The sequence below is a fragment of the Mycobacterium sp. SMC-14 genome, assembly GCF_046250075.1.
Classification (GTDB): domain Bacteria; phylum Actinomycetota; class Actinomycetes; order Mycobacteriales; family Mycobacteriaceae; genus Mycobacterium.
Map to the genome: position 1 here is coordinate 3,326,475 of NZ_CP176429.1, position 26,870 is coordinate 3,353,344.

The 26,870-nt window shown below is 68.4% G+C and carries 25 protein-coding genes; 10 read left to right on the forward strand and 15 right to left on the reverse strand.

What is annotated here, in order from left to right; genetic code table 11:
• Positions 1–148: 148 nt before the first annotated feature.
• On the forward strand, positions 149–790 hold the full coding sequence (gene dosR / locus ACKY0W_RS15760) for a hypoxia response regulator transcription factor DosR/DevR (protein WP_406758135.1): 642 nt from the start codon (positions 149–151) through the stop codon (positions 788–790).
• Positions 783–2,492: a GAF domain-containing sensor histidine kinase gene (locus ACKY0W_RS15765; protein WP_409434829.1), complete on the forward strand. Its 1,710-nt coding sequence runs from the start codon at positions 783–785 to the stop codon at positions 2,490–2,492. Before dosR ends, ACKY0W_RS15765 begins: the two co-directional genes overlap by 8 nt.
• Positions 2,493–2,507: 15 nt before the next feature.
• On the opposite strand, the gene ACKY0W_RS15770 is transcribed toward ACKY0W_RS15765, so the two are convergent.
• The 8 genes from ACKY0W_RS15770 to ACKY0W_RS15805 form a co-directional block, all read right to left on the reverse strand.
• Positions 2,508–3,518, reverse strand: coding sequence for an Acg family FMN-binding oxidoreductase (locus ACKY0W_RS15770; protein ID WP_409437808.1), 1,011 nt, complete (start codon positions 3,516–3,518; stop codon positions 2,508–2,510).
• 300 nt (positions 3,519–3,818) lie between these two features.
• A complete protein-coding gene (gene lpqB / locus ACKY0W_RS15775) occupies positions 3,819–5,585 on the reverse strand; it encodes an MtrAB system accessory lipoprotein LpqB (RefSeq protein WP_409434830.1) in 1,767 nt (588 codons plus the stop codon).
• A complete protein-coding gene (gene mtrB, locus ACKY0W_RS15780; protein WP_409434831.1) occupies positions 5,582–7,231 on the reverse strand; it encodes an MtrAB system histidine kinase MtrB in 1,650 nt (549 codons plus the stop codon). Before mtrB ends, lpqB begins: the two co-directional genes overlap by 4 nt.
• A gap of 22 nt (positions 7,232–7,253) precedes the next feature.
• Entirely contained in the window at positions 7,254–7,940 is a 687-nt protein-coding gene (gene mtrA, locus ACKY0W_RS15785; RefSeq protein ID WP_013829915.1) for a two-component system response regulator MtrA, read from the reverse strand.
• 52 nt (positions 7,941–7,992) lie between these two features.
• A complete protein-coding gene (locus ACKY0W_RS15790; RefSeq protein ID WP_409434832.1) occupies positions 7,993–8,634 on the reverse strand; it encodes a dTMP kinase in 642 nt (213 codons plus the stop codon).
• A 95-nt stretch (positions 8,635–8,729) separates the two neighbouring features.
• Positions 8,730–10,187, reverse strand: a complete 1,458-nt coding sequence (gene ahcY / locus ACKY0W_RS15795; RefSeq protein ID WP_409434833.1) for an adenosylhomocysteinase — start codon at positions 10,185–10,187, stop codon at positions 8,730–8,732.
• Positions 10,188–10,263: 76 nt separating this feature from the next.
• Entirely contained in the window at positions 10,264–10,893 is a 630-nt protein-coding gene (locus ACKY0W_RS15800) for a TetR/AcrR family transcriptional regulator (protein ID WP_409434834.1), read from the reverse strand.
• A gap of 81 nt (positions 10,894–10,974) precedes the next feature.
• Positions 10,975–12,189: an alkane 1-monooxygenase gene (locus tag ACKY0W_RS15805; RefSeq protein ID WP_409434835.1), complete on the reverse strand. Its 1,215-nt coding sequence runs from the start codon at positions 12,187–12,189 to the stop codon at positions 10,975–10,977.
• A gap of 167 nt (positions 12,190–12,356) precedes the next feature.
• Here ACKY0W_RS15805 and ACKY0W_RS15810 point away from each other — a divergent pair, with 167 nt between their 5' ends.
• The 4 genes from ACKY0W_RS15810 (at position 12,357) to ACKY0W_RS15825 (ending at position 16,260) form a co-directional block, all read left to right on the forward strand.
• Positions 12,357–13,925 carry an adenylate/guanylate cyclase domain-containing protein gene (locus tag ACKY0W_RS15810; protein ID WP_409434836.1) on the forward strand — a complete coding sequence of 523 codons (1,569 nt, stop codon included), beginning with the start codon at positions 12,357–12,359 and terminating at the stop codon, positions 13,923–13,925.
• On the forward strand, positions 13,915–14,835 hold the full coding sequence (locus tag ACKY0W_RS15815) for an alpha/beta fold hydrolase (protein WP_409434837.1): 921 nt from the start codon (positions 13,915–13,917) through the stop codon (positions 14,833–14,835). Before ACKY0W_RS15810 ends, ACKY0W_RS15815 begins: the two co-directional genes overlap by 11 nt.
• Entirely contained in the window at positions 14,832–15,227 is a 396-nt protein-coding gene (locus ACKY0W_RS15820) for a PaaI family thioesterase (protein ID WP_406758125.1), read from the forward strand. Before ACKY0W_RS15815 ends, ACKY0W_RS15820 begins: the two co-directional genes overlap by 4 nt.
• 268 nt (positions 15,228–15,495) lie before the next feature.
• A complete protein-coding gene (locus ACKY0W_RS15825) occupies positions 15,496–16,260 on the forward strand; it encodes an alpha/beta fold hydrolase (RefSeq protein WP_409434838.1) in 765 nt (254 codons plus the stop codon).
• Between the two features lie 2 nt (positions 16,261–16,262).
• Here the strand turns inward: ACKY0W_RS15825 and ACKY0W_RS15830 are convergent, their stop codons facing one another.
• From ACKY0W_RS15830 to ACKY0W_RS15855, 6 genes are read right to left on the reverse strand one after another with little or no spacing between them, the layout of a single operon-like run.
• On the reverse strand, positions 16,263–17,336 hold the full coding sequence (locus tag ACKY0W_RS15830; RefSeq protein WP_409434839.1) for a type I-U CRISPR-associated protein Cas7: 1,074 nt from the start codon (positions 17,334–17,336) through the stop codon (positions 16,263–16,265).
• 5 nt (positions 17,337–17,341) lie between these two features.
• A complete protein-coding gene (locus tag ACKY0W_RS15835; RefSeq protein ID WP_409434840.1) occupies positions 17,342–18,283 on the reverse strand; it encodes a cation diffusion facilitator family transporter in 942 nt (313 codons plus the stop codon).
• 1 nt (position 18,284) lies between these two features.
• Entirely contained in the window at positions 18,285–19,538 is a 1,254-nt protein-coding gene (gene manA, locus ACKY0W_RS15840) for a mannose-6-phosphate isomerase, class I (RefSeq protein WP_409437809.1), read from the reverse strand.
• Between the two features lie 8 nt (positions 19,539–19,546).
• On the reverse strand, positions 19,547–20,680 hold the full coding sequence (locus ACKY0W_RS15845) for a TobH protein (protein WP_409434841.1): 1,134 nt from the start codon (positions 20,678–20,680) through the stop codon (positions 19,547–19,549).
• Positions 20,677–22,104 (reverse strand): phosphomannomutase/phosphoglucomutase, encoded by a 1,428-nt coding sequence (locus ACKY0W_RS15850; protein ID WP_409434842.1) that lies wholly within the window; start codon positions 22,102–22,104, stop codon positions 20,677–20,679. The genes ACKY0W_RS15845 and ACKY0W_RS15850 overlap by 4 nt, the downstream gene beginning before the upstream one ends.
• Positions 22,105–22,162: 58 nt before the next feature.
• Positions 22,163–22,603 carry a DUF3499 domain-containing protein gene (locus ACKY0W_RS15855; protein ID WP_406782377.1) on the reverse strand — a complete coding sequence of 147 codons (441 nt, stop codon included), beginning with the start codon at positions 22,601–22,603 and terminating at the stop codon, positions 22,163–22,165.
• A 93-nt stretch (positions 22,604–22,696) separates the two neighbouring features.
• On the opposite strand from ACKY0W_RS15855, the gene ACKY0W_RS15860 reads away from it, so the two are divergent.
• Complete coding sequence (locus ACKY0W_RS15860; RefSeq protein WP_409437810.1) at positions 22,697–23,149, forward strand: metallopeptidase family protein; 453 nt, start codon at positions 22,697–22,699, stop codon at positions 23,147–23,149.
• Positions 23,150–23,157: 8 nt separating this feature from the next.
• On the opposite strand, the gene ACKY0W_RS15865 is transcribed toward ACKY0W_RS15860, so the two are convergent.
• Positions 23,158–23,562 carry a WhiB family transcriptional regulator gene (locus ACKY0W_RS15865; RefSeq protein ID WP_409434843.1) on the reverse strand — a complete coding sequence of 135 codons (405 nt, stop codon included), beginning with the start codon at positions 23,560–23,562 and terminating at the stop codon, positions 23,158–23,160.
• A gap of 346 nt (positions 23,563–23,908) precedes the next feature.
• On the opposite strand from ACKY0W_RS15865, the gene cofD reads away from it, so the two are divergent.
• From cofD to ACKY0W_RS15880, 3 genes are read left to right on the forward strand one after another with little or no spacing between them, the layout of a single operon-like run.
• On the forward strand, positions 23,909–24,916 hold the full coding sequence (cofD, locus tag ACKY0W_RS15870; RefSeq protein WP_409434844.1) for a 2-phospho-L-lactate transferase: 1,008 nt from the start codon (positions 23,909–23,911) through the stop codon (positions 24,914–24,916).
• On the forward strand, positions 24,913–26,262 hold the full coding sequence (locus tag ACKY0W_RS15875) for a coenzyme F420-0:L-glutamate ligase (protein ID WP_409437811.1): 1,350 nt from the start codon (positions 24,913–24,915) through the stop codon (positions 26,260–26,262). Before cofD ends, ACKY0W_RS15875 begins: the two co-directional genes overlap by 4 nt.
• On the forward strand, positions 26,259–26,798 hold the full coding sequence (locus ACKY0W_RS15880; RefSeq protein ID WP_409434845.1) for an NUDIX hydrolase: 540 nt from the start codon (positions 26,259–26,261) through the stop codon (positions 26,796–26,798). Before ACKY0W_RS15875 ends, ACKY0W_RS15880 begins: the two co-directional genes overlap by 4 nt.
• Positions 26,799–26,870 lie beyond the last annotated feature (72 nt).

A 26,870-nucleotide genomic window follows, 5' to 3' on the forward strand; every position in this document is an offset into this window, starting at 1 on the left:
CCGAGTGGCCTGAAGCGTAGTTCACGCTCGATGAGCGACCCGTGCGCGGATCGGGGCTTTGTGCCCTGTGAATCCGCCGGTGTCGCCGCTACCGTGGGCAGTGCCTGCGTGCGCGCCGCGACGACGGCTTCGGGTGAGAGGACGCGATGTGGTCAGGGTCTTTCTGGTGGACGATCACGAAGTGGTACGGCGCGGCCTGATCGACCTGCTGGGCGCCGACCCCGAGCTGGACGTGGTCGGTGAGGCCGGTTCGGTGGCCGAAGCCCTCGCCCGCATACCCGCTCTGTGCCCCGACGTTGCGGTGCTCGATGTCCGGCTGCCGGACGGCAACGGCATCGAACTCTGCCGTGACCTGCTGTCGCGGATGCCCGAGCTGCGGTGCCTGATCCTGACGTCCTTCACCTCTGACGAGGCGATGCTCGACGCGATCCTGGCCGGGGCCAGCGGCTACATCGTCAAGGACATCAAGGGCATGGAGCTGGCGCGGGCGGTCAAGGAGGTCGGCGCCGGCCGATCGCTGCTCGACAACCGGGCTGCGGCCGCCCTGATGGCCAAGCTGCGCGGTGCCGCCGCCAAACCCGATCCGCTGTCCGGCCTGTCCGAACAGGAGCGGACGCTGTTGAGTCTGCTGGCCGAGGGCCTGACCAACAAGCAGATCGCCGACCGGATGTTCCTGGCGGAGAAGACCGTCAAGAACTACGTGTCGCGGTTGCTGGCGAAGCTGGGCATGGAGCGTCGCACCCAGGCCGCGGTCTTCGCCACTAAACTCGAGCGCGCGCGGAATGACTGACGACGCACCCGAAGACGGTCCGAACCCCCTGCGTGACAAGCTTTCTCATTTGCAGCTGCGCGAACTTCTGGTTGGCGTGCAAGACCGCGTCCAGCAGATCGTGGAAGGGCGCGACCGCCTCGACGGACTGCTGGCGGCGATGCTGGCTGTCACCTCGGGCTTGGAGCTCGACGAAACACTGCGCACCATCGTGCAGACCGCCACCAATCTGGTCGATGCCAAATACGGTGCGCTGGAAGTACACGACCGCCACCGCCGAATGCAGCAGTTCGTCTACGAGGGCATCGACGACGACACGTTCGTCAAGATCGGCCGGCTGCCCCAACAGGTGGGGGTGGTCGGTCTGCTGATCGACGAACCTCAAACCCTGCGACTGGACGACCTCTCCAAACATCCAGCCTCCATAGGTTTTCCACCCCACCATCCATTGATGCGGACGTTCCTCGGCGTGCCGGTGGGGGTGGGCGGCGAGGTCGTGGGCAATCTCTACCTCACCGAGAAGGCCAACGGACAGCCGTTCAGCGAAGACGACGAGGTGCTGGTTCAGGCGCTGGCCGCCGCCGCCGGGATCGCGATTGCCAACGCCCGGTTGTACGCGCAGGCCAAGGCGCGGCAATCGTGGATCGAATCCACCCACGACATCGCGACCGAACTGCTGTCGGGAACCGACCCCTCCACGGTGTTCCGGTTGATCGCCGAGGAGGCCAGCAAGCTCACCGGTGCCGAGTCGGCGCTGGTGGCCATCCCGCTGGACGAGGGCGTCGCCGACGCCGAGGTCAGCGAGCTTCTGGTGGTCGAAACCATCGGGCCGACAATGGCTTGCCTGTCCGGGGGAACCCTCCCGGTGACCGGCTCCCCGGTCGGCGAGGCCTTCTCGAAGCGGGAGCCGCACCGAGTCGACCGGCTGACATTGAGCGGTGTGCGTGCGGCCGGGCCCGCCCTGATACTTCCGCTGCGCGCCGCCGACGCGGTGGCTGGAGTGGTCGTGGTGATGCGGCACAGCACCACTCCCCCGTTCAACACCGAGCAACTCGACATGATGGCTGCGTTCGCCGATCAGGCCGCACTGGCCTGGCAGCTGGCCACCACGCAGCGCCGTATGCACGAACTCGACGTGGTCACCGACCGGGACCGGATCGCGCGCGACCTGCACGATCATGTGATCCAACGGCTGTTCGCCGTGGGATTGTCTCTGCAGGGCACCATTCCACGCAGCCGGGACGCCGCGGTGCAGCGCCGGCTCTCCGACGCGGTCGACGACCTCCAGGCGATCATCGGCGAGATCCGCACCACGATCTTCGACCTGCATGGTGTCGCCTCCGCAGCGACACCGTTGCGGCAGCGACTGGACAACGCGGTGGCCCAATTCTCCGGATCGGGACTGCACACCACCGTGCAGTTCGTCGGCCCGCTGTCGGTGGTGGAGCCGGGTTTGGCCGACCACGCCGAGGCGGTGGTCTCCGAGGCGGTCAGCAATACGGTCCGGCATTCGGGTGCCACCGCGTTGACCGTGCAGATCAAAGTCGAAGACGACCTGAGCATCGAGGTGACCGACAACGGCCGCGGGATGCCCGAGGTGATCAACCGCAGCGGTCTGGCCAACCTGCGTCAGCGCGCGGAGCAGGCCGGCGGAACCTTCAGCGTCACACCGGCTCCCGGCGGCGGGACCGCGCTGCGCTGGTCCGCTCCCCTGGTGTCCTAACCACCACGGTGCGCATCACGCGTAGAGCGCCAGCCCTCGGGCGTCTCCCGGTGCGGCCTCGCCGGTGTCGGCGACCAGCCATCGGACCGTGTCGTTGAGGAAGCGCCGCGGGGTCGCCGGCAGCGGATCGGCATTGATCGGCGCCCAGCCCACCCGCAGCAGCATCTGCGGATAGCCGCTGGTCCCGAAGACGTCGCGGCGCACCGCGGCGCGGGTTTCGGCGATCTCGAGCGGCTCGGTGACCGGGCAGCTGGCCAGCCCCAATGCCGTCGCGGTCAGCAGCACCACGCTGGTGGCCTCCCCGGCGCGCAGCTGTGCCAGCCGGTCGTCGGTCTCGGTGCCCAGCGCCAGCATCACCGCGCGGTCCTCGGTCGGGACGGCACCGGGCGGCTGGGCCAGCGCCGGCCCGGCGAAGAACCGACCGGGAATCGGGGCCCCAGCATCTGAGGCCGGCACGCTGTGCGCCGGAACGCCGGCCACCGACCCATAGCGCCCGCTCCAGGTCGCCAGCTCGGCGAGGTACTCGTAGTCGGTGCGGTGCTCGAACACCGCGCGGGCCACCACCGCGTTCAGCCGGTCCATGGCGTCGACGCGGCGCAGCATCACTCCCGCCCGGGCCGCTCGCGCGCCCATCAACGCGATGTCGGCGGCAGCCACCGGCCAGCCGCTGAAGTAACGACGGTCGGTGCGACGCCGCGGGATCGCCGCCGCCAGCGCGACATCGACCTGCGAGAGATCCGGTTGTGCGCCACGCGGGCCCAGCTCGATCGCGGCCAGCAGGTCAGGGTGTGCCGGGTCGGGCAACCGATGGACCTTGACCTGCTGGCCCAACGCGGCGAACGCGACGACACAGTGGTGCAATGCCGCGCCGCAGCTCAAGATCATGCCCCGGCCATCGGGGTCGACGTTGCGGAGCTGCAGATCGGGCTCGACGTACAGGTCCAGCCGGGGCGCCGACGGCGCCTGGTCCACCCGCCAGCGCCAGGGTTGGGAGTTGTGCACCGACGGCGCTCGGGCTGCCAGCATCAACGCGGTTCGAATGGTCTCCCGAACCGCCTCGGCGTCCGGGTAACCCGCAGGCTGTTCATCCACGGTCCGGCCCCTTTCTTCCCTCGCGGTCCCGAGCCCAATTCCCGCTGAGCCCAAAAGGACCTGCACCCTTCACGATCCTCCGCGTCCCACCGGCGCGACCAGGGCACGAAGACCCGCACCTGCGCGGCGGACTCGGGACTTCTGGCCCTGCCTACATTCCCGAGGCGGGCGGACCATGAGAGCGGGGCGCGCGCCAGCCGCTGGTGGGCGCGGGCCGAGCGGCGGTGCCGGCGCTCAGCCCGGAAGTACCGGCAGTGCGCCGCTCACCATGAACGGCCCAAGCGGCGACCAACTCTGCTCTTCTTCCGCCGCCGCAGACGACAGCGCGAGCACCCCGCGCGGATCGGCCACATAGACCGTGGACGGGTCGGCGACGATCGTCGACACCGGCAACTGCAGGTTGCCGTTGGGCGCGTCGGAATTCACCCCGTCGATATTGACGTAGGACACCGGGTGTTTGGGGTCGGAGCGGCTCACCACGATGTCGTCACCGGTGCGCCAGCTCAGCGACACCACCGAGGAGCCGAGCCCGAAGCCCAACCGTCGGGGATAGTGCAGCACGAACTGGCCGCCCGGCATCTGCTCGACGCCGGCCAGGATCACCTGTCCGCCGATCACCATGGCCGCCCGGGTGCCGTCGCGGGACAGTTGCAGCTCGCTGATCGGTCCGGGGAACCGCGCGGAGACCGCCCCGGAATCCACCGGGATCCGGGCCGGGCGGCCCGTCGCGACTTCTTGGATGGCCCGCAGCACGTTGTTGCCGTCGACCACCACCCACACGGCCTCGTCCAGCGACCAGCTCGGGCGCGACAGGGTGTGCCCCTCGGCCGCCTGCACCGCCTCGCCCCCGAGGTCGCCGATCCACAAGGTGGCCTCGGGGTCACCGGGGTGCACCACCACCGAAGCCACTTGGCGCCCATTGCGCGATAGCGCGCACGACTCCTGATCGGGCTCCCGGCCGAACGCCCCCGGCACCCGGTTGGCCTGCTGCCCATCCAGCACCAACAGCGAGCCACCCACCAGCGCGTGTATCCCGGCGCCGGCGCCGTCGGAGGCACCCGGATCGGTGGTGGCCACGTCCGAGGTCGTCCACCCGTCGGGGAACCGGTCGTCGAGCGCGGCACCGTCGGCGTCGATCACGTAGGGGCCCTTGATGTCGGCTCGGGCCAAAGTCCAAATGAGTTGCGCGGCAAGCAATTGCCTGGTGTTCGGGTCAGTCGTCGACAAACTGTCCAGATCGATCTTCGCGCCGCCATAGCCGCGGCCCACCCCGCTCTTGCCACCGTCGGCGCGGGTCACCGGCCCGCGCAGCCGCAGCGGCGGTGCCAACAGGTTGCGCACCCCGGCCATCTCCGGGCGGGGGCCGGCGATCAGCTTGGACACCAGTTCGGTCGCCAACTGGTCGGGATCGGACACCGCCACGTAGCGGGGATCGGGCACCACCGTCTTGCCGGTCGGATCGACGAAGTAAAGCGTGTTGCGCTTGTAGGTGGCCTGGAACTGCTGCCAATCCAGGAACACCCCGTTGGGCAGCCGGTCGATACGCCAACCGTCGGAGGTCTTGAGCAGTTCGATCGGCTCCGGAGCCGGCAGGGCGCCCTCGGCGGTCTCGAACACCCCCATGTCCGACAGCGAGCCCAGCATGTCGGCGCGCATGGTGACCGCGACCCGGCCGGCGCTGCGTGTCTCGACGAACACCACGTTGTCGATCAGCAGCGCGCTACCGGCGTCGTCCCAGGAGTCGGAGGCCTCTTGGGTGAGAAACTGCCGCGCCGCCCGATGCCGGTTGGCCGGATCGGCGGTCGCCTTGAGGAATTCCCGCAGCAGCACATCGGGATCCATGCCCGGGGTCGGTTTTGGCAGCACCGACGGCGGCGGCGCCTCCACAGTGCCGATCGCCTGCGGCGCCGAGTTGCTGGGCACTCCGGCGCATCCCGCCAGCGCACCGACCACCGCTGCCGCGGCAAGTACGCACGTCGCGATCCTGTTGCGCCGCATCATCCGATCCTCTCGGCGTGCTCGCGGGCCCGCTGACGACGCTCGCGCCGCTCGGCGGCGCTCACCGGCTTCATCGGCAGCGGGCTGGTGGTGACCTTGTGTCCGCGCACCAGCGGCAGGGTGAGCCGGAAGCAGGCGCCCTTGCCCGGCTCCCCCCAAGCCTCCAGCCGGCCCTGGTGCAGCCGGGCGTCCTCCACGCTGATCGCCAGGCCCAGCCCCGTCCCGCCGGAACGCCGGACCCGCGACGGATCGGCGCGCCAGAACCGGCTGAACACCAGCTTCTCCTCGCCCGGCCGCAGCCCCACTCCGTGGTCGCGCACCGTGACGGCCAACGTGTCTTCATCGGCAGCCATCCGGATCACCACCGGCTTGTGCTCGGCGTGGTCGATGGCGTTGGCGATCAGGTTGCGCAGGATTCGTTCCACCCGGCGCGGATCGACTTCGGCGATCACCGGATCGCCGGGCATGTCCACCTTGAGTTGGACGTCGGCGTCGGCGGCCAGGTGACCCACGTTCTCCAGCGCACTGTTGACCGTCGAGCGCAGGTCCACCGACTCCACGGACAACTCGGCCACACCGGCGTCGTGGCGGGAGATCTCCAACAGGTCGTTGAGCAGGGACTCGAACCGGTCCAGCTCACTGACCAGCAGTTCGGTGGAGCGCCGCAGCGAGGGCTCGAGGTCTTCACTGTGGTCGTGGATCAGGTCGGCGGCCATCCGCACGGTGGTCAACGGGGTACGCAGTTCGTGGCTGACGTCGGAGGTGAACCGGCGCTGCAGGTTGCCGAACTCCTCGAGCTGGGTGATCTCACGCGAGAGGCTCTCGGCCATGTCGTTGAACGACACCGCAAGGCGCGCCATGTCGTCCTCACCGCGCACCGGCATCCGTTCGGACAGATGCCCCTCAGCGAACCGCTCGGCGATCCGCGAAGCCGACCGCACCGGCAGCACCACCTGCCGCGACACCAGCAAAGCGATGCCGGCCAGCAGCACCAACAGCACCAAGCCGCCGGTGGCGATCGTGCCGCGCACCATGCTGATGGTGTTGCGTTCGGTGCCCAGCGGATAGATCAGGTAGAGCTCCAGGTTCGTGATCCGCGAGGTCGTCGGCGTACCGATCACCAGTGCCGGCCCGGAAAAGCCTTCGACGTGCACGGTCGCGTACTGGTAGCTGACCTGGCCGGCCTTGACGAATTCGCGCAGGGTGGCAGGCACCTGGTCGACCGGCCCGGCGGTGGTCGCCGCGCGCGGCCCCTCGCCGAGCACGACCAGCACCGCGTCGAACGCGCCGGCGGTTCCACTGCCGGCCGCCGGGTCGGTCTTGGACATCAGCGTGTTGCGGGCCAGTTGCAGGCTCGACGTCAGTGAGCGGGCCTCTTCACCGCCGACGATGCCGCCCGCCGTGACGCGGGCGCGCGCGATCTGCTCGGTGGCCGCCCGGACCTTGACGTCGAGGACCCGGTCGGTGATCTGGCTGGTCAGCACGAAGCCCAACGCCAGAATGACCACTGCCGACAACCCCAGCGTCAGCACCACGACCCGTAGCTGCAGTGATCGCCGCCAGGCGATCTGCACCGCGCGGCGCAGGGTGTTCACGCCGAGCAGCAGTGGACCCGACCGCCGGGGGCGCCGTTTGGAGCTGAAGATCACTTGCGCCGCTCCCCGGTGGGGATCACGGAGGTCCGGCCTTGTAACCCACTCCTCGGACGGTCAGCACCACAGTCGGGTTCTCCGGGTCTTGCTCCACCTTGGCCCGCAAGCGCTGGACGTGCACGTTCACCAGTCGGGTGTCGGCCGGATGGCGGTATCCCCAGACCTGTTCGAGAAGCACCTCACGAGTAAACACCTGCCGCGGTTTGCGTGCCAGCGCCACCAGCAGGTCGAACTCCAGCGGGGTCAGGGAGATCTGCTCACCGCCCCGGCTCACCTTGTGCGCCGGCACGTCGATGTCGATGTCGGCGATCGAGAGCATCTCGGCCGGCTCGTCGTCGTTGCGGCGCAGCCGGGCCCGCACCCGGGCCACCAGCTCCTTGGGCTTGAACGGCTTCATGATGTAGTCGTCGGCGCCCGACTCCAGCCCGAGCACCACATCGACGGTGTCGGTCTTGGCGGTGAGCATCACGATCGGCACACCTGAGTCCTTGCGCAGCACCCGACAGACGTCGATGCCGTTCATGCCGGGCAGCATCAGGTCCAGCAGCACCAGGTCGGGCCGCAGCTCGTGCACCGCGGTGAGCGCCTGGGTGCCGTCACCGACGACCGCGGTGTCGAAACCCTCCCCACGTAACACGATGGTGAGCATCTCGGCCAGCGACGCGTCGTCGTCGACGACAAGAATCCTTTGCCTCATGGCGTACATGGTGTCACCAGATCGTGATAAAACCCGGCTATCACACGCGCGTTTCGCGGAGTTACCCGCGCATTTCGGCAGTCAGATCGGCCGCCAGAGCGGCAGCGTCGACTGTCGGGCCGACTACTCGCCAACGTCCAGCAAATCCGGCGTGGGCCAAACCGCGGTACACCTCGCCGGTGCGGCGCTGCAGACCGTCGTCGCGCTCGTAGCTGTCCCGGGAGCGGGCCGCGTCGTGGTCCTCGCGATGCCGGGCCCGCTGCGCGGCGAGTTCGGTGGGCACATCCAGCAGCACCTGCCAGTCCGGGGTCCGAAGCGCGAGCCGCTCGAATTCCAGCCGACGCACCCAGTCCACCACCTCGCCGGCGGCGTCCTGATACAGCCGGGCGGCGCTGTAGGCGGCACTGGAGGCGACATACCGGTCAAGGATCACCACGTCGTGGCCGCCGAGCAAAACGTCGATCTGGTCCTTGGCCCCGGCGCGATCCAGCGCGAACAGCATCGCCATCGCGTACACCGAATCCGCCAGGTCGCCGTGATTGCCGCGCAGCGCCTCGGCGGCCACATCGGCGGTCACCGAGACGCCGTAGCGCGGGAACGCCAGCGTGGCCACCGACCGACCGGCCTTCTCGAACGCCGTGCGCAACCCTTGGGCCAGGGTGTTCTTGCCGGCGCCGTCAACGCCTTCGATCGCGATCAGCACGGCGCCGACCCTAGTCCGCCACTGCGAGCGTGAAGTTGGCTTCACGCTCGATGGTCGACGGTGAACCCAACTTCACGCTCGGCGATGGAGCCGGATCAGTACCGGTAGTGGTCCGGCTTGTACGGGCCTTCGACGTCGACGCCGATGTACTCGGCCTGGTCCTTGGTCAGCTTGGTCAGCGTGCCACCCAGAGCCTCGACGTGGATGCGAGCCACCTTCTCATCCAGGTGCTTGGGCAGCCGGTAGACCTCGTTGTCGTACTCGTCGCCCTTGGTCCACAGCTCGATCTGAGCGATCACCTGGTTGGAGAAGCTGTTGCTCATCACGAACGACGGGTGCCCGGTGGCGTTGCCCAGGTTGAGCAGCCGGCCCTCGGACAGCACGATGATGGACTTGCCCGTGTCGGGGAAGGTCCACACGTCGACCTGCGGCTTGACGTTGTCGCGCACCGCGCCGGAGGACTCCAACGCGGCCATGTCGATCTCGTTGTCGAAGTGGCCGATGTTGCCCAGGATGGCCTGGTTCTTCATCGCCTTCATGTGCTCGAGGGTGATGATGTCCTTGTTGCCGGTCGTGGTGATGACGATGTCGGCATCGCCGATGGCCTGCTCGACAGTCGCGACGTCGTAGCCCTCCATCAGTGCCTGCAGCGCGTTGATCGGGTCGATCTCGGTGACGGTCACCCGCGCACCCTGGCCCTTGAGGGACTCCGCGCTGCCCTTGCCGACGTCGCCGTAGCCGCACACCAGCGCCTTCTTGCCGCCGATCAGTGCGTCGGTGCCACGGTTGATGCCGTCGATCAGGGAGTGCCGGCAGCCGTACTTGTTGTCGAACTTGGACTTGGTGACCGAGTCATTGACGTTGATCGCCGGGAACACCAGCTCCCCCGCGGCGGCCAGCTGGTACAGGCGCAGCACGCCGGTGGTGGTCTCCTCGGTGACACCCTTGACCGACTCGGCGATCTTGGTCCACTTGGTCTTGTCGGTCTCGAAGCGGTCGCGCAGCGTACCCAGGAAGACCTTCCACTCGTGGGAGTCGCCGTCCTCGGCGGGCGGAACCACGCCGGCCTTCTCGTATTGGGCGCCGCGCAGCACCATCATGGTCGCGTCGCCGCCGTCGTCGAGGATCATGTTGGTCGGCTCGCCGTCCCAGGTCAGGGCCTGCTCAGCGCACCACCAGTACTCCTCCAGCGACTCGCCCTTCCAGGCGAAGACCGGGGTGCCCTTGGGCTCCTCGACGGTGCCGTGCGGCCCGACGACGACCGCCGCGGCAGCGTGGTCCTGGGTCGAGAAGATGTTGCAGGAGGCCCAGCGGACCTCGGCACCGAGGTCGACCAGGGTCTCGATGAGCACCGCGGTCTGGATGGTCATGTGCAGCGAACCGGTGATACGGGCGCCCTTGAGCGGGTTGACCCCGTGGTACTCGTGACGCAATGCCATCAGACCCGGCATCTCGTGCTCGGCCAGCCGGATCTCCTTGCGGCCGAACTCGGCCAGCGACAGGTCAGCGACCTTGTAGTCGATTCCGTTGCGGCTGTCCGCGGTCAAACTCATCAGTACGCCCCCGTTAGGTTCGGTGAATTGGCTCCGCTACAAGCTACCGGCGTAAGCCCAAGTCTGCTCGGCCGGGTCATTCGGTGTCGACGACACCGTAAGTCTGGGCCGCCGGGGTGAACAGTCGGGCCAGGTCGGCGGCCACATCGTGGTCGGCTTCCGGCGGCATCGAGACATAGCTCATGGCCAGCCGCACGACGGCCCGGGCCAGGATTCCGGCGTCATCTTCGCTGACCTTGACCCAGCTGTGCATGAACGACGACGTGAGCCGCGCTGAGCTGCGGGTGATGATCGGGCCGCTGTCGGTGGTGATGATCTGCAGCAGGTCGGGCTTGGCGGCACCGGTCAGCAGCGAGATCACCAGCGGGTCGGCGGCCGAATCGGAGAAGAAGGACCGGAACCCCTCCAGAAACGCGGCGTGGATGTCGCCGACGTTGTCGGACATGGCGCTTTCGACGGCATCGACCAGGCGGTCGGCCAGCCTGATGGCATAGCCCTGCGCCAAGCCCTGACGCGAGCCGAACTCGTTGTAGATGGTCTGCCTGCTGACCCCCGCCGCCTCGGCGACTGCGGCCAGCGTGATCGACGACCAGTCTCGACGAGTCAGCAGTTCCCGCATCGCATCCAGCACCGAGTCGCGCAACAGCGCCCGGGATGCCTCGGCGTAGGGGATGCGTTTCACCACCGCGAGATTAGCGGGTGTCATGCCCGAGCAACCTCTACCAACTCGAATTCGGCCCCGGCCGCGCCGCATTCCGCGCCGCAGTCCAGGCCGCGGTGGCCGCCATCACGCTGCCGCCGCATCTGCCGCGCGATAGCGGGCCAGGATCTTGGCGCGCCGGCGCGGATCGATGTTGACCCGGGTGATGTCCCCGTCGTAGTGCGCCAGCACCCGATGGTCCATCAGCCGGCGCCACAGCGGCGGGATGTAGGTGAGCCCGATCAGCGACGCGTACCCGCTGGGCAGGTTCGGAGCCTCGGCCATGCTGCGCAACGTCTGGTAGCGCCGGGTGGGGTTGGCGTGGTGGTCACTGTGCCGCTGCAGGTGGTAGAGGAACAGGTTGGTCACCAGATGGTCGGAGTTCCAACTGTGTTCGGCCGTGCAGCGTTCGTAGCGGCCGTTCGCACGGGTCTGGCGCAGCAGCCCGTAGTGCTCGATGTAGTTCACCGACTCCAGCAGGGAAAAGCCGTAGACGGCCTGGACAACCACGAACGGGATGAGCGCCGGGCCGAACACCGCGATCAACACCCCCCAGAGCACCACCGACATCAACCAGGCATTGAGAACGTCGTTGGACAGTCGCCAGGGCCCCTTATCGAGCCGGCGCAACCGCGCGGCTTCCAGCTGCCAGGCCGAACGCAGCCCACCGAAGACGGTGCGCGGCAGGAACTCCCAGAAGGTCTCGCCGAACCGGCCCGACGCCGGATCTTCGGGGGTGGCCACCCGTACGTGGTGGCCCCGGTTGTGCTCGATGTAGAAGTGCCCGTAGCAGACCTGCGCCAGGGTGATCTTGGACAGCCAGCGTTCGAGCTGATCCTTCTTGTGCCCCAACTCATGCGCGGTGTTGATGCCGACCCCGCCCAGGGTGCCCACCGACAGCGTCAGCCCGATCTTGGCGAACCAGCTGAGAGACCCCTCGACTCCCAGCCAGCTCAGATCTGTGGCGGTGAACAAATAGGCGCCCAGCACCAGGCTGGCGTACTGGCACGGAATGTAGGCGTAGGTGCAGTAGCGGTAGTACCGGTCGTTCTCCAGCTGCACCATCACCTCGTCGGGCGGGTTCTGCCCGTCGGCGCCGAACCGCAGATCCAGTGCCGGCAGCAACACGTAGACCAGAATCGGACCGATCCAGAACGGCAGCTGTGCGGCCAGGTGCCAACCGAACCGGTTCATCGCCCAGACGAACGGCAGCATGGTGAACATCACCGTCGGGGCGATCAGGCCCATCAGCCAGAGGTATCGCTTCTTGTCCCGCCACACCTCCGCGGTCTGGGTGCTCATCCATGCCCTCCTTGTGAGTTCAACCACCGTCGCGTCTGGACATTACATCCTTGTTCGTATGCCGTCTATACATTTGATGGCATTTTGTACACGAAAGATGCCGCGCCGCGTCGGGCAGATCCGTATAACTTGAGTGCACAACGCACTCAGGGATGGGCACGACCGCAATGACGACTGCAGGTTCGGCAGCAGGCGCGCGGCCGCGTACCGCCGTCCGGGTCCGCGACTACGCGACAGGACTGGCCTTCGCCCACCTGTTGACCAGCGCCGAGGCGATCGCGGTGGTGGTGTCGCTCAACGGCGAAACCCCGCTCACCGATACCACCTTGCTGTCGGTGCCCAACCTGGTGCTGGTCGCGGTGCTGGTCACGCTGGGCACGCTGACCGTCGTCGCCGCGGGAAGTGCCAGCATCGCGCCGTCGGTGCGCTGGTACACCGCCGGAGCACCGCCCGATCCCGGGCAACGCCGCTCGGCCATCAACATCCTGCGCCGGCAATCGGTGATCGTGCTCGGAACCTGGCTGATCGGCGGGGCCATTGGCCTGGCCGCGCTCCACTCATACAACATGGGGCTGATCGTGCTGCTCAGCGCGATCATCGTGTTCGGGGGCACCGCATCGCTGAGCACCAGCATGTTGTTCACCCAGCGCACCTTCCGGCCGATCGTGGCCGCCGCCTGGCAAGGCACCGACGTCCGCGCGACCGCCCCCGGCGTGTTGGCCCGGTTGGTGACCATGTGGTTCATCACCTGCGCTATGCCTTCGGCGGCCATCATCGCGCTGATCGTCTGCCGTCAGCGGGGCTGGATCATCGACCCGGACTCGTCGGTGGAGATCCCGGTGCTGGTGCTGTGTGTGGTGGCGGTGCTGCTCGGGGTGCGCGCCATGATCCTGGTTGCCCGATCGATCTCCGATCCGGTCGGCGAAGTCGTCAACGCGATGGCCCGGGTCGAGCGCGGCGAGATGACCACCTCGGTCGGCGTCTACGAACAATCCGAGATCGGGCGGCTGCAAACCGGATTCAATCGCATGGTGGCCGGTCTGGCCGAACGCGACCGGCTCCAGGACCTGTTCGGCCGCCACGTCGGCTCCGATGTGGCCCGGCTGGCGGTGGAGCAGGATCTCGCGCTGTCCGGCTCGGTACAAGAGGCGGCGATCCTGTTCATCGACCTGGTGGGCTCAACCGAACTGGCGGCCACCCACCCGCCGGACGAGGTCGCCGGGGTGCTCAACGACTTCTTCCGCATCGTGGTGGACGCCGTCGACGCACAGCGCGGGTCGATCAACAAGTTTCAGGGCGATGCGGCGCTGGCACTGTTCGGCGCTCCAGTCCCGTCCGACGGGGCCGCCGCGGCGGCGCTGGCCACGGCCCGCACCCTGATCGCCCGGCTTCGCCGGCTGCCGCTGGTGGACTTCGGCATCGGCGTCTCGGCGGGGCCGGTGTTCGCCGGCAACATCGGCAGCGAAAACCGTTACGAGTACACCGTGGTCGGCGATGCCGTCAACGAGGCCGCGCGGCTGGCCGACGGCGCCAAGGCCGTCACGGCCCGGGTGTTGTGTTCGGCAACGGCACTGGAACGCGCCGACGACGCCGAGCGGGCGCACTGGGTGCACTACGGCTCGGCGACGTTGCGCGGCCGGGCGCAACCCACCCAGATGTCGATGCCGATCACCGAGCCCGCGACCGGGGGTGACCTGGCTGCCAGGCTCATGCCAGACTCCGAGCATGGCTTATGACATCGCTCGTCCTCAGATGGAGGGGAACATCGCCGTCGGCGAGGACCGTCAGCTGGGTTTCGCCGAATTCGGTGCGCCGCAGGGCCGGGCGATGTTCTGGCTGCATGGCACGCCCGGTGCCCGCCGGCAGATTCCCGTCGAGGCACGGCTGTACGCCACCGAAGCCAACATCCGTCTGATCGGGGTGGACCGACCCGGGATCGGTTCCTCGACTCCGTTCCAGTACGAGACGGTGTCGCAGTTCGCCGATGATCTGCGCACCGTCGCCGACACGCTCGGGATCGACAAGATGGCGGTCATCGGGCTGTCCGGTGGCGGCCCCTACACGCTGGCGTGCGCGGCGGCCATGCCCAAACGAGTGGTGGCGGCCGGTGTTCTGGGCGGTGTCGCCCCGGCGGTGGGCCCCGAAGCCATCGACAGCAATCTGATGCGGCTGGCCCGGCTCGCCGAGCCGGTACTCGAGCACGCCGGGCGACCGATCAGCGTGCTGGCCGCCGGACTGATCCGAATGATCCGGCCGGTGGCCTCGCCGGCACTGGAGCTCTACGCGCGACTCTCCCCCGAGGGCGACCGCGAGATGCTGTCGCGCCCGGAGTTCAAGGCGATGTTCCTCGATGACCTGCTCAACGGCTCCCGCAAGCAGCTCGCCGCACCGATCGCCGATGCCATCCTGTTCGCCCGCCCCTGGGGCTTCCGGCTCGCCGACATCAAGGTGCCCGTGCACTGGTGGCACGGCGATGCCGACCACATCGTCCCGTTCTCGCACGGCAAACATGCGGTGGCACTGCTTCCCGACGCCCGGCTCTACCCGATTCCCGGGGAGAGCCATCTGGCTGGATTGGGCCGCGCCGAAGAGATTCTGTGCACCTTGCTTCAGGCCTGGGACGAGGCGGTCGAGCCGACGTCATGACCGCGCCGCAATCGATCCGGGAGTTGTTCGCCCAACTCGGTCTGGAGGAGGTGCCGTCGGCCGACGGCACCCTGACTCTGCAGATGCCGGTGGACGAGCGGGTGGTCAACACCTCCGGCGGGTTGCAGGGCGGATTGATCGCAACCATGGCCGATGTGGCGGCCGGCCAGCTCGCCGCGCGTAGCACGCAGTTCGGCAACGGTATTGCCACGACGGATCTGTTCATCCGCTACCTGCGGCCGATCAAGGTCGGGCCGGCCCGGGCCGTCGCGTCCATCCTGCGCACCGGCCGGCGTTCGGTGGTGGCCCAGGTCGACATCTACCGAGGCGACGACGATCAGCTGGCCGCCACCGCAACGGTGAACTTCGCCGCCATAGAGCTACCTGGCTGAACGCCTAGCGCCGACGGCGACGGCATCACCGGTGGCGCTGGAGGCGACGGCGGAATCGGTCACCCGCACGACCACGACCACTAACGCGAAATCGCCGCTGCGGACGTCACGCGGTCGGTAGCGAACACCTAAAGCGCTCGGCTGGGGTATCCCAGTCGAGCGCTTTACGTTTCCTCCCGTTGTTGCCGGCTGTCGTCGGCTTTATGGTCGGCCCGTCCTAGTGCCGGTCTCGCGGACCGCGTCAGTAGCGGCATGCCAAGATCTGCTCATGTCGGTAGTGCTGGTGCACGGAAACCCGGAATCTGATGCGATCTGGGACCCGCTGGTCGATGCCCTGGGCCGTCGAGATGTCGTACGGTTGTCGCCACCTGGATTCGGCGCTCCACTGCCGCAACACTTCTCGGCAACTTACGTTGCCTACCGCGACTGGCTCGAACGCGAGCTTGAGGCCCTCGGCGGCCCCGACGAACCGATCGACCTCGTCGGACACGACTGGGGCGGGGTCCACGTGGTCAACCTGGCGATGCATCGCCCCGACCTCGTACGCAGTTGGACCACCGACATCATCGGTGTGTTCGATCCGGACTACGTCTGGCCCGAGACGGCCCAGGTCTGGCGGACCCCAGGCAAGGGCGAGCGGTTGGTCGAGAACATGCTCGGCGGCACGGTGGAAGACCGGACCGCGCTGTGGTCGGCCACCCTGCCGACCGACATCGCCAGGTCGATGGCGCAGGCGCAGGGCCCGGAGATGGGGCGGGCAACCCTGCGGCTGTACCGCTCGGTGGAAGGCCCCGGGGCCATGGCGCAGACCGGCGGCGGGCTCGAGCGGGCGCGTGCCCGTCCGGGCCTTTCCCTGTTGGCCACCGGCGACCCCTACGTGGGGTCCGAGGAGATCCGGCGACGCGCGGCGCAGCAAGCGGGCGCCCATACCGAAGTGCTAGACGGGCTTGGCCACTGGTGGATGACCCAGGACCCGGGGCGCGGCGCGGCGGCTCTCACATCCTTCTGGGCATCGGTCGCCGAAGCTCGGTGACTTTAGTTCGGCGCGCTCAGCCGACTCTCGATGAAGTGCGGCAACCGGAATCGCCGAGGCGCATGCATGACCGGTGTGTCCTGCGGCGCCCCGCCGTTCTGGGCGGCGGTGTAGGCCGCGGAATTTCCGGTGACGTGCAGCACCTGACCGCGCCAGGTGATGTCGGCCTCCCGGTAGGCCTCCACCAGCGCCCGCTCCAGCAGCTTGTCGGCCTCGGCGATCGACAACGCGGTCAATGCGACGAATTCCCCGTCGCGGGCATCGAGTTTGAGCGTGGTGGGGCCGGTTTCCACCAGGTCGCAGTTGGCCCGGATGCTCAGTTCGGCGTTGGACCGCGCCAACCCCGCCAGCGCATAGGCGGCCAGCAGGACACGGCATGCCTCATCGCCGGCCGGACCGCAGTCGAACCGCAGTTGCCGTAGTGCGGCGAAGCTGAGCACCTGGGTGCGGATGATCCGGGTGCAGCACACGCCGGTGTCGGCCACCGCACGGGAATCCGTCGATGCCCCGTCGACCAATACGCCGATTATCTCGCCGGACAGCACTCCGCGGAACCGGCTTTGGCCGGTGCCCAGGGCCGCGTCGATCGCGCCGAAGGCCAGGCTGCCGGGGCTCAACTCCAACAGCGCGCGAGCGTTGTCCGGTGTGCTCTCGCGGGCCACTCGGTAGGCGGGGTGTGCGATCGCGGGCTTGCCGTCGATGGATCCGGTGAGAAAGTGCCCGTCGAAAATACGTTGCGGCAGTTCAAGATCGGTGTACGCCAGCCGTCCGCCCTCGTAGGAAACCTCCATCCGCGGCACCCGGCTCAACAGCGGATGCTGGTCACGGATGGCCTGCAGAATCGCGGCTTCGACGCGCTGGACCTGGCTCTGGTTGTCGTCGATGAGCACCGTGGCCGTCGGTTCCCCGTCGATCAATCGGGTCTCAGCGGCCGACGCTGAGCGCGCGGCGCGGTGGACCGGGCTGATTGCAGCGTGGGCTCCCCCGGCGGGCGCCAGCTCGGTGGTCAGGCTCAGGGTGCTGGCGCCACCGGCCTGGCAGGCGGCGGTCATCTGTGGAAAGGAAAGTTTGGACAAAGCGATCAACCTTTCTGGTCCACCGAGTGTGGCACAGGCGTCCGGTCCAGGTCCGGCTCGAGATAGATGACCAGCGCCGCCGGCACGGCCGCACGGATATTGGCTTCGGCGGCGTCGATGGTGGCCGCGACGCCGGCCAGGTCCAGCCGGGGAACCACGGCGATCTTGGCCCCCACCAGCATCTCGTCCGGGCCCAGGTACTGGGTGCGGATGTGGATCAGGCGGGTGACGTTCTCGGTTCCCTCCAGCGCCGCGCGAATGGCCTGATCTTCGGCGGCAGTGGCGCCCTCACCGATCAGCAGGCTGTGCATCTCCACCATCAGGAAGACGGCGACCACACCGAGCAGCACACCGATCCCGAGGGTGCTCACGCTGTCCCACACCGGGTTTCCGGTGAGCACGCTCAGTCCCACGCCGGCCAGCGCCAGCACCAACCCGATCAGCGCGGCGGTGTCCTCCAACAAAACCACCGGCAGCTCGGGATTGCGCGAGTTGCGAAGGAACCGCCACCAGCTGCCCTGGCCCTTCAGCGGGCGCGACTCGACGATCGCAGTCCGAAAACTGTAGGACTCCAACGCGATCGCTACCACCAGGATCGCGATCGCCACCAGCGGCGAGCTCAACTCGACCGGGTGGCGAAGCTTCTCGTAGCCCTCGTAGAGCGCAAACATCGAGCCCAGGCTGAACAGCACCAGCGCCACGACGAACGACCAGAAGTAGCGGCTGCGGCCATGCCCGAAAGGGTGCAGCGCGTCGGGTGCCTTGGTGGCGGCGCGCTGTCCGAACAGCAACAGCGTCTGGTTGGAGGTGTCGACCACCGAGTGCACCGCCTCGGCGAGCATGGCGGCGCTACCGGTGATCACGTAGCCGGTGAACTTCGCCACCGCGATACCGGCGTTGGCCGCCAGGGCCGCGATGATGGCCTTGGTACTACCGGAGGACGACACTCTAGAGACCTATCGTCGCCCGGAACAGAGCGGCCGGTTTTTGGGCGAGCAGCCGGATCGGCCCGTCGTCGCAGGGCACCCAGGCCGACTCGCCGCGGTGCAGCGTCAGCGTCTTGGACTTGGCGTGCACGGTGATTGAGCCCTCGGTGCACAGCAGGATCTGCGGACCGTCGTGGCGCGCCGGCGCGTCGACCTCGTGGCCGAGGTGGGTGCCGTCGAGGGTCAGTCGCGACAGCGCGAATTCCTCGGCGGGGGTCTGGTAGACCACCTCGAGTCCGTCGGTGTAAGTGGCCGGCCGCAGCGCCTCCTCGGTGGTGGGGGTGAAATCCAGCACCCGCAGCAACTCGGGGACGTCGACGTGTTTGGGCGTCAGTCCGCCACGCAGCACGTTGTCGGAGTTGGCCATCACCTCCAGACCTACGCCGTGCAGGTAGGTGTGCAGGTTGCCGGCCGATACGAAGATGGCCTCCCCCGGCGCCAGACTGACCCGGTTGAGCAGCAGCGAGGCCAGGACACCGGCATCACCCGGGTACCGCTCTCCCAGTTCGAGGACCGTCTTGGCCTCGGCGGAGAATTCGCCGGCCTCAGAACTGAGGTACTGGATGGCCCCTTCCAGCACGGCGGGCACCAACACGTCCAAATCGGGTTGGGGTGCGGTGATCCATGTGGTGAACAGCGCCCGCAGGCCGTCGGCGTCGGACTGCACATCGGATTGACCGTTGCCGGACTGGCCGCCGAGCAGGTCGATGAACGGGTCCAGGTCCGATACCGCCAACCCCCTCAGCAGCTCGATGGTGCGCGCCACCGGGCGGAAACCGGCCAGCGCCTCGAACGGCTGCAGCGCCACCAGCAGTTCCGGTTTGTGACTGGTGTCGCGATAGTTGCGGATCGGCGCCGACACCGGGACCCCGAGCCGCTCCTCGCGTTCGTAGCCTTCGATCGCCTGCATGGCACTCGGGTGGGCCTGCAGCGACAGTGGCTCGTCGGCGGCCAGCACCTTGACCAGAAACGGCAGGCGATCACCGAAGCGCGTCTGGGCGAGCGGCCCCAACTGGCCCTCCGGGTCTTGGGCTAAGACGTGGAGCAACGACACCTCGCCGGTGTCAGTCTCCAGGCAGGCCGGATCCCCGGGGTGTGCGCCCAGCCACAGCTCCGCCTCTGGATGTGCCGCCGGAACCGGCCGGCCGGTGAATTCGGCGATAGCCGTCCTCGAACCCCAGGCGTAGGTCCGTATCGCACCGCGTAGTTGTTCCACTGTTCCCGTCAACCCCGCAAAAGTCGCACATAGGCGGCGGCCATCTCCAACCGCACTGCCAACACCGCAAGCTGTTGTTCGGCCCGGCCTGGGCCGCTCGGGGGCGGCCCCTGGGTCGGGTTCGCGGTTTCCGCCGAGGCACCCGGCGCCACCGGTACATCCCCGGCTGCGACCAGGTCGACATCGCCCAAGCCGTTGATTCGGGCCGCCACCACGGTACGTTCGGCGGCCAGCGTCAAGGCCAGCACCCGTAACCGGTCGAGGGCCGGGCCGTCGATCTGTTCGTCGTGGAAGATGTCGGCGTCATCGTTGCCACCGGCGGACCGCGCCCGCAGGGCGCTCACCGCGTCGGCCAGACCGGTCGCCGCCACCGTGGTCTGACCGATCCGCAGCATCGCCGCGCTGCCGTGTCGCGCCAGCGCCAGGGTCGCCGCGCAGTCACCGGCCAACGCGACGGCGCGGCCGACAATGCGGTCGGCCAGCAATTTCGCTGGGTTGGTGAACAACTCACGCGCGGCACTGTTGCGCAACGCCTCGGCGTCGAGCTCGTCGGCCAGTGCGCCCAGGTCACTCGGCGCACCCGCGCCGCCCAGCTCCAGGGCGTCCATGATGGCCAACCCGGCGGCCAGGTAGCGCGGCAGGCCGAACTCCGCCGCGACGGCAATCCGCGGTTCCAGCACTGCGACGCGACCGGCGGTCGCGTCGCGCAGCGGCCCCTCATAGGGCGCGACGACCACCACCCGCGCCCCGCGACGGACCCCGGCTGCGGCTGCGGCGACCAGCGCCGGGTCGCCCGGGTCATCACCGGCGATCACCACTACGTCCAGCGAACCGATCCACGACGGCGCCTCAGCGGCCAGCACCAGCGGTGCGCGCACCGAATCGCCGTGCGTGGCGGCCAGCAGGCTCCCGGCCGTGGCCGCGGTACCGCGAGTGGCCAGCCAGATCACCGCCCGCGGCGGGTAGTCACGGCTTTCGCTGCGCACCGCATCCAGGGCACCCTCATCGACCGCCGCGGCGGTAGCGCGCACCTGCGCCCCGGCCATCGACGCGGCCCACAACGCGCCGTCGCGGTCAGCCGCCAACAGGGCCTCGGTGTCATCGAGGTCGACGGTGGAAAAGGAGCCGGAGAAAGCGGTCACGGACGAGACTTCTCCGCGGCGGTGACGGCTCGGCTTTGCTGGGCGATCTTTTCGGACACTTGGGCCACCACCGCGTCCACTGCGGCGGCGTCGGGCGCCTCGACATTGAGCCGCAGCAGCGGCTCGGTGTTGGAGCTGCGCAGGTTGAACCAGCTGCCCGCGCCCAGGTCGACGGTCACGCCATCCAGGTGGTCCACGGACACCTGGTCGCCGAACGATCCGACCACCGCATCCACGCACGCCGGTGCATCAGCGACGGTGAAATTGATCTCTCCCGACGCCGCGTAACGCTGGTAGTCGGCGGTCAGCTCCGACAGCGGCCGCTGTTGTTCGCCGAGCGCGGCCAGGACGTGCAGGGCGGCCAGCATGCCCGAGTCGGCACCCCAGAAATCCCGGAAGTAGTAGTGCGCCGAGTGCTCCCCGCCGAAGATGGCCCCGGTCTCGGCCATCAGCGCCTTGATGTAGGAGTGCCCGACCCGTGACCGCAACGGTGTGCCGCCGAGCTCGGCGACCAGTTCCGGTACGGCGTGCGAGGTGATCAGGTTGTGGATCACCGTCGCCCCGGGCTCGCGGGCCAATTCGCGGGCGGCCACCAAGCCGGTCACCGCCGACGGGGAAACCGGCTCTCCGCGCTCGTCGACCACGAAGCATCGGTCGGCGTCGCCGTCGAAGGCCAACCCGATATCCGCGCCCTGCTCGCGCACGAAGGCCTGCAGATCGACCAGGTTGGCCGGATCCAGCGGGTTGGCCTCGTGGTTGGGGAAGTTGCCGTCCAGCTCGAAATACAGCGGCAGCAATGTGATCGCGCCGACCGATCCGAACACCGCCGGGGCGGTGTGGCCAGCCATTCCGTTGCCGGCGTCGACGGCCACGCGCAGCGGACGCAGGCCGGAGATGTCGACCAGCGAGTGCAGGAATGTCGCATAGTCGGCCAGCACGTCGCGGTCGGTGAGGGTGCCGCGCGTTCCGTGGCCGTCGCCGCCCGGGGCCCAGTCGGAGTCCAAGCCGGCGATCAGCTCATCGCGGATTCGGCCCAGGCCGGTATCGGCGCCCACCGGCTTGGCGCCCGCCCGGCAAAGCTTGATGCCGTTGTAGGCGGCCGGGTTGTGGCTGGCGGTGAACATCGCACCCGGGCAGTCCAGCGCCCCGGAGGCGAAATAGAGCTGGTCGGTCGATGCCAACCCGATCCGGACCACGTCCAGGCCGCGGGCGACCACGCCCTCGGCGAACGCCGCCGACAGCACTGGCGAACTGTCCCGCATGTCGTGGCCGATCACCACCTGCCGGGCACCTTCCTCGGCCATCAGCCGGGCAAACGAGGACCCGACCTCGGTGACGAGGGATTCATCGATCTCCGAACCGACCAGGCCGCGTACGTCGTACGCCTTGATCACACGGTGGACAGCCGCAGCGGGCCGAGACATGGACAGGGCTCCTGACGCAGTGGACTCTTGACGCTCAAGCCTAGCCCGGAACCCGCGATCAGTCCGACGGGTCTGGCAACACCCGCAAATGGCCACGGCGCCGACCATTGGTCTTGCCGGGCGGACCAGGCGGTGCCAGCACGCCGCCACCCGGTCCGGCGGTGGGCGCTCCCCGGGTCGCGGAGTCGACCGGATTGGTCTGGGGATACCACCCGTTGGCTGGGGCCGCTCGCCCGGATTCGCGCTCGCGAACCGCCTCGGCAAGCGCGATCAGGTCATCCTCTTCGGGAGACACCCAGGGGCCGGGGTGGCGGACCAGTTCCCAACCACGCGGGGCTGTGATCCGGCCTGCATGGTTGAAGCACAGGTCCCAGGAATGCGGCTCAGCGGCAGTCGCCAGCGGGCCGACCACCGCGGTGGAGTCCGAGTAGACGAACGTCAGCGTCGCCACCGCATAGTGCGGACACCCTGGCCGGCAGCAACGACGGGGAACGTTCACGCCCGTGAGGCTATCGTGGCGGCGCTCCCCCGCAGCGCCGGACACGCGCAATGAGCCGGCACCCTATGCACAACCGTTACCATCTTCTGCGTGATCGCCACGCGTCGCCGCAGGCGCGGCCGCGAAACCCGCGGACCGCTGTTGCCACCGACCGTGCCGGGCTGGCGCACCCGTGCGGAACGGTTCGACATGGCGGTGTTGGAGGCCTACGAGCCCATCGAACAACGTTGGAAGCAACGGTTGACGGCACTTGACGTCGCGGTCGACGAGATCCCGCGGATCGCCGCCAAGGATCCCGACAGCGTGCAGTGGCCGCCAGAAGTGGTCGCGGACGGGCCGATTCCGCTGGCCCGGTTGATTCCCGCCGGGGTGGACGTTCGAGGAAATCCGACGCGGGCCCGAATCTTGCTGTTCCGCAAGCCGATCGAGCAGCGCGCAAACGACAGCACAGAACTCGGTGATTTATTACACGAGATTCTGGTGGCCCAAGTCGCCACCTACTTAGATGTCGAGCCCAGCGTCATCGACCCGACGATCGACGACTAGTCGCTGGCTCAGACGATGCCGCGCTTGAGGCGGCGGCGCTCACGCTCGGAAAGCCCACCCCAGATACCGAAACGCTCGTCGTGCCCCAAGGCGTATTCCAGGCACTCGCTACGAACCGAGCACCGCTGGCAGATCTTCTTGGCCTCTCGGGTCGAGCCGCCCTTCTCCGGGAAGAACGCCTCGGGGTCGGTCTGCGAGCACAGAGCGCGGTCCTGCCATTGCTCATTGGTGGCCGACGCAGGGTCGAACGGCTCGAATTCGTCGTAGTCCTCGGGCTCGGGAACCAGGCTCAGATGCGGCCGGCTGGGCATCGCCTCCAACGCCTCCGGCGCCTCCAGCCCGCTCGGCGTAGCCATTTCGGCACCGGCGTGCGGTGCTCCCCCCATCACGCCCCAAAGGTGCTCATAGGACATGCTCCGCCTCCTCACCTGTAGCGCGATCCTGATATGTCGGTCGAATCGGAAGATATTGACCATCCTGATTCGAACATGTGATCGAATCTCGGTCTGCGACACCGAAATCGGCTGGCCAACCGGGAAATGACACTAGTGTGATTAGACACGGGTTGATCAGCCCGGTCAAGCCGATTGGCCAAATTCCTTACCATCCCGTGATCGATTTCCAACGTGTCCGAGACCGGCGAGTCCCTGTCATCTACCCCACACCCGCCCCTCGGCGTGTCTTACCGCGTCCCCGATGAAGCGACGACGGCGATCCGCCACGCCAGCCATCTCGGCGCCAAAGGTACTGTCGTGCGCTGTGAAGGTCACCGTTCTCGTCGGGGGGGTCGGCGGCGCCCGGTTCCTGCTCGGCGTCCAGAAACTACTGGGTCTGGGCCAATTCGCCGAATCCCCAGCTGGCACCGGGGCCGATGCGCACGAACTGACCGCGGTCGTCAACGTCGGCGACGACGCCTGGATGCACGGGGTACGCATCTGCCCCGACCTGGACACCTGCATGTACACCCTGGGCGGCGGCGTCGACCCCGAGCGCGGCTGGGGTCACCGCGACGAAACCTGGCACGCCATGGAGGAGTTGGCCCGCTACGGGATGCAGCCGGACTGGTTCGGCCTCGGCGACCGCGACCTGGCCACCCATCTGGTCCGTACCCAGTCGCTGCGCGCCGGTTATCCGCTGACAGAGGTGACTTCGGCGCTGTGCGAGCGCTGGCAGCCGGGAGCGCGGTTGCTGCCGGTCACCAACGACAGCTGTGAAACGCACGTCGTCATCACCGACCCGGCCGACGACACCCAGCGCGCGATCCACTTCCAGGAATGGTGGGTGCGCTACCGCGCGCAGGTTTCCACCCACGGGTTCGGTTTCGTGGGTGCAGAGAAGGCCACGGCCACACCGGAAGTCGTCGATGCCATCACCGGTGCCGACATCGTGCTGCTGGCACCCTCCAATCCGGTGGTGAGCATCGGCGCCATCCTGGCCGTTCCGGGTGTCCGCGCGGCGCTGCGCTCCACCGCGGCACCGATCGTCGGCTACTCCCCGATCATCGCCGGAAAGCCGTTGCGCGGCATGGCCGATGTCTGCCTGAGCGTGATCGGCCTGGACTCCACCTCCCGAGCCGTCGGCGAGCATTACGGCGCCCGCAGCGGAACCGGGATCCTGGACTACTGGCTGGTGCATGAGGGCGAGTCCGCCCATGGCGACGACATCGCCGGCATGACCGTAAGCGCCGCACCGCTGTTGATGACCGATCCGGCCGCCACGGCCGAAATGGTCCGCACCGGACTGGAGCTAGCGGGGGTGTCACCATAAAGGGGCAGGGCGAGCACGGCAGCGCCGCCAAGATCGAGATCTTGCCGGTGACCGGCTTGGGCGAGTTCCGCCCCGGCGACGATCTGGCCACCGCACTGGCCGAGGCCGCCCCATGGCTGGCCGACGGCGACATCGTGGTCGTCACCAGCAAGGTGGTGTCCAAGTGTGAGGGCCGCATCGTGCCGGCGCCGCACGACGCCGAGGCACGTGATGCATTGCGCCGCCAGCTGGTTGAGGCCGAGGCAGTACGCGTGCTGGCCCGCAAAGGCCGCACCTGGATCACCGAGAACCGCCTCGGTCTGGTGCAGGCCGCCGCGGGTGTGGACGGCTCCAACGTCGGCTCCGACGAACTCGCACTGCTGCCGGTCGATCCCGACGGCAGCGCCGCCGCGTTGCGCTCCGGGCTGGCCGAGCGTCTGGGGGTCAGCGTGGCAGTGCTGATTACCGACACCATGGGCCGCGCCTGGCGCCACGGCCAGATCGACCTCGCGATCGGGGCGTCGGGCCTGTCGGTGCTCAACGGCTATGCGGGGTCCGTCGACCGGCATGGCAACGAATTGGTGGTGACCGAAGTGGCCGTCGCCGACGAACTCGCCGCGGCAGCCGACCTGGTCAAGGGCAAGCTCACCGATGTTCCAGTGGCGGTGGTGCGCGGCGTTACCAGCCCCGACAACGGTTCCACCGCCGCCGCACTGGTGCGTTCCGGCCCGGAGGACCTGTTCTGGCTCGGTACCGCCGAGGCTATCGAGGTCGGACGCGGCCAGGCGCAACTGCTGCGCCGTTCCGTGCGCAGCTTCGCCGGCGAGCCCGTTCCGGCGCAATTGATCACCGACGCCATGGCCGAGGCGTTGACCGCGCCGGCCCCACACCACACCCGTCCGGTCCGGTTCGTCTGGCTGCAGACCCCGAGCGTGCGCACTCGGCTGCTCGATGCCATGGCGCAGCAGTGGCGATCCGACTTGACCGGTGACGGCAAGTCCCCCGAGTCCATTGACGCCCGGGTCTCACGTGGTCAGATCCTTTATGAAGCACCTGAAGTCGTCATCCCGATGATGGTGCCCGATGGCGCCCACCACTACCCCGACGCCGCCCGCACCGCCGCCGAGCACACCATGTTCACGGTTGCCGTCGGCGCCGCCGTCCAGGGGCTGTTGGTGGCACTGGCGGTACGGGGTGTGGGCAGCTGCTGGATCGGTTCGACGATCTTCACCCCCGAGTTGGTACGCACCGAGCTCGATCTGCCGCCCGACTGGGAACCCTTGGGCGCCATCGCGATCGGCTACCCCACCGACCCGCCCGAACCCCGCGCACCTGCCGACGTCGGCGACTTGCTGGTGCGGCGATGAGTCTGCACGACTCCGCGGTCGCGGCACTGAGCTCCTGGGCCGCACCGGATCCCGCGCAGGACTCGCTCCGGCATGCGGTACTGGCGTTTCTGGCTGCCCGCCCCGATGCGTGCCGGCGTGAATGCGTTCCCGGCCACATCACCGCCTCGACACTGGTGCTCGACCACACCGGTGAGCACGCGCTGCTGACGCTGCACCCGCGGGTAGGCCGCTGGCTACAGCTCGGCGGGCACTGCGAGGACACCGACGCCGACATCGTCGCCGCCGCCCTGCGCGAAGCCACCGAGGAATCCGGCATCGCCGATCTGCGGCTCGATCCGGCGCTGGCCGCCGTGCATGTGCATCCGGTGACCTGCTCGCTGGGTCTGCCGACCCGGCACCTGGACCTTCAGTTCGTGGCGCACGCGCCCGCGGGCGCGCAGATCGGGATCAGCGACGAGTCGCTGGCACTGCGCTGGTGGCCGGTGGATGCGCTACCGCCGGACGCCGACGACGCGCTGGCGCATTTGGTGGCGCGGGCCGTCGCGGCCGCCTGATCCAGGCGTTGACTCTGCGCCTACGGCGGAAAAGTTCGAGAACGGTGCGCCCTGAGCGCAGAGTCAGCGGAA

Bases quoted from the DNA above. Each gene is read 5' to 3' on its own strand.
- ACKY0W_RS15765 (WP_409434829.1), top strand. From the start codon at position 783: ATGACTGACGACGCACCCGAAGACGGTCCGAACCCCCTGCGTGACAAG.
- ACKY0W_RS15770 (WP_409437808.1), bottom strand. From the start codon at position 3,518: ATGCTGGCAGCCCGAGCGCCGTCGGTGCACAACTCCCAACCCTGGCGC.
- lpqB (WP_409434830.1), bottom strand. From the start codon at position 5,585: ATGATGCGGCGCAACAGGATCGCGACGTGCGTACTTGCCGCGGCAGCG.
- mtrA (WP_013829915.1), bottom strand. From the start codon at position 7,940: ATGTACGCCATGAGGCAAAGGATTCTTGTCGTCGACGACGACGCGTCG.
- ahcY (WP_409434833.1), bottom strand. From the start codon at position 10,187: ATGAGTTTGACCGCGGACAGCCGCAACGGAATCGACTACAAGGTCGCT.
- ACKY0W_RS15800 (WP_409434834.1), bottom strand. From the start codon at position 10,893: ATGACACCCGCTAATCTCGCGGTGGTGAAACGCATCCCCTACGCCGAG.
- ACKY0W_RS15805 (WP_409434835.1), bottom strand. From the start codon at position 12,189: ATGAGCACCCAGACCGCGGAGGTGTGGCGGGACAAGAAGCGATACCTC.
- ACKY0W_RS15810 (WP_409434836.1), top strand. From the start codon at position 12,357: ATGACGACTGCAGGTTCGGCAGCAGGCGCGCGGCCGCGTACCGCCGTC.
- ACKY0W_RS15815 (WP_409434837.1), top strand. From the start codon at position 13,915: ATGGCTTATGACATCGCTCGTCCTCAGATGGAGGGGAACATCGCCGTC.
- ACKY0W_RS15820 (WP_406758125.1), top strand. From the start codon at position 14,832: ATGACCGCGCCGCAATCGATCCGGGAGTTGTTCGCCCAACTCGGTCTG.
- ACKY0W_RS15825 (WP_409434838.1), top strand. From the start codon at position 15,496: ATGTCGGTAGTGCTGGTGCACGGAAACCCGGAATCTGATGCGATCTGG.
- ACKY0W_RS15850 (WP_409434842.1), bottom strand. From the start codon at position 22,104: ATGTCTCGGCCCGCTGCGGCTGTCCACCGTGTGATCAAGGCGTACGAC.
- ACKY0W_RS15865 (WP_409434843.1), bottom strand. From the start codon at position 23,562: ATGTCCTATGAGCACCTTTGGGGCGTGATGGGGGGAGCACCGCACGCC.
- ACKY0W_RS15880 (WP_409434845.1), top strand. From the start codon at position 26,259: ATGAGTCTGCACGACTCCGCGGTCGCGGCACTGAGCTCCTGGGCCGCA.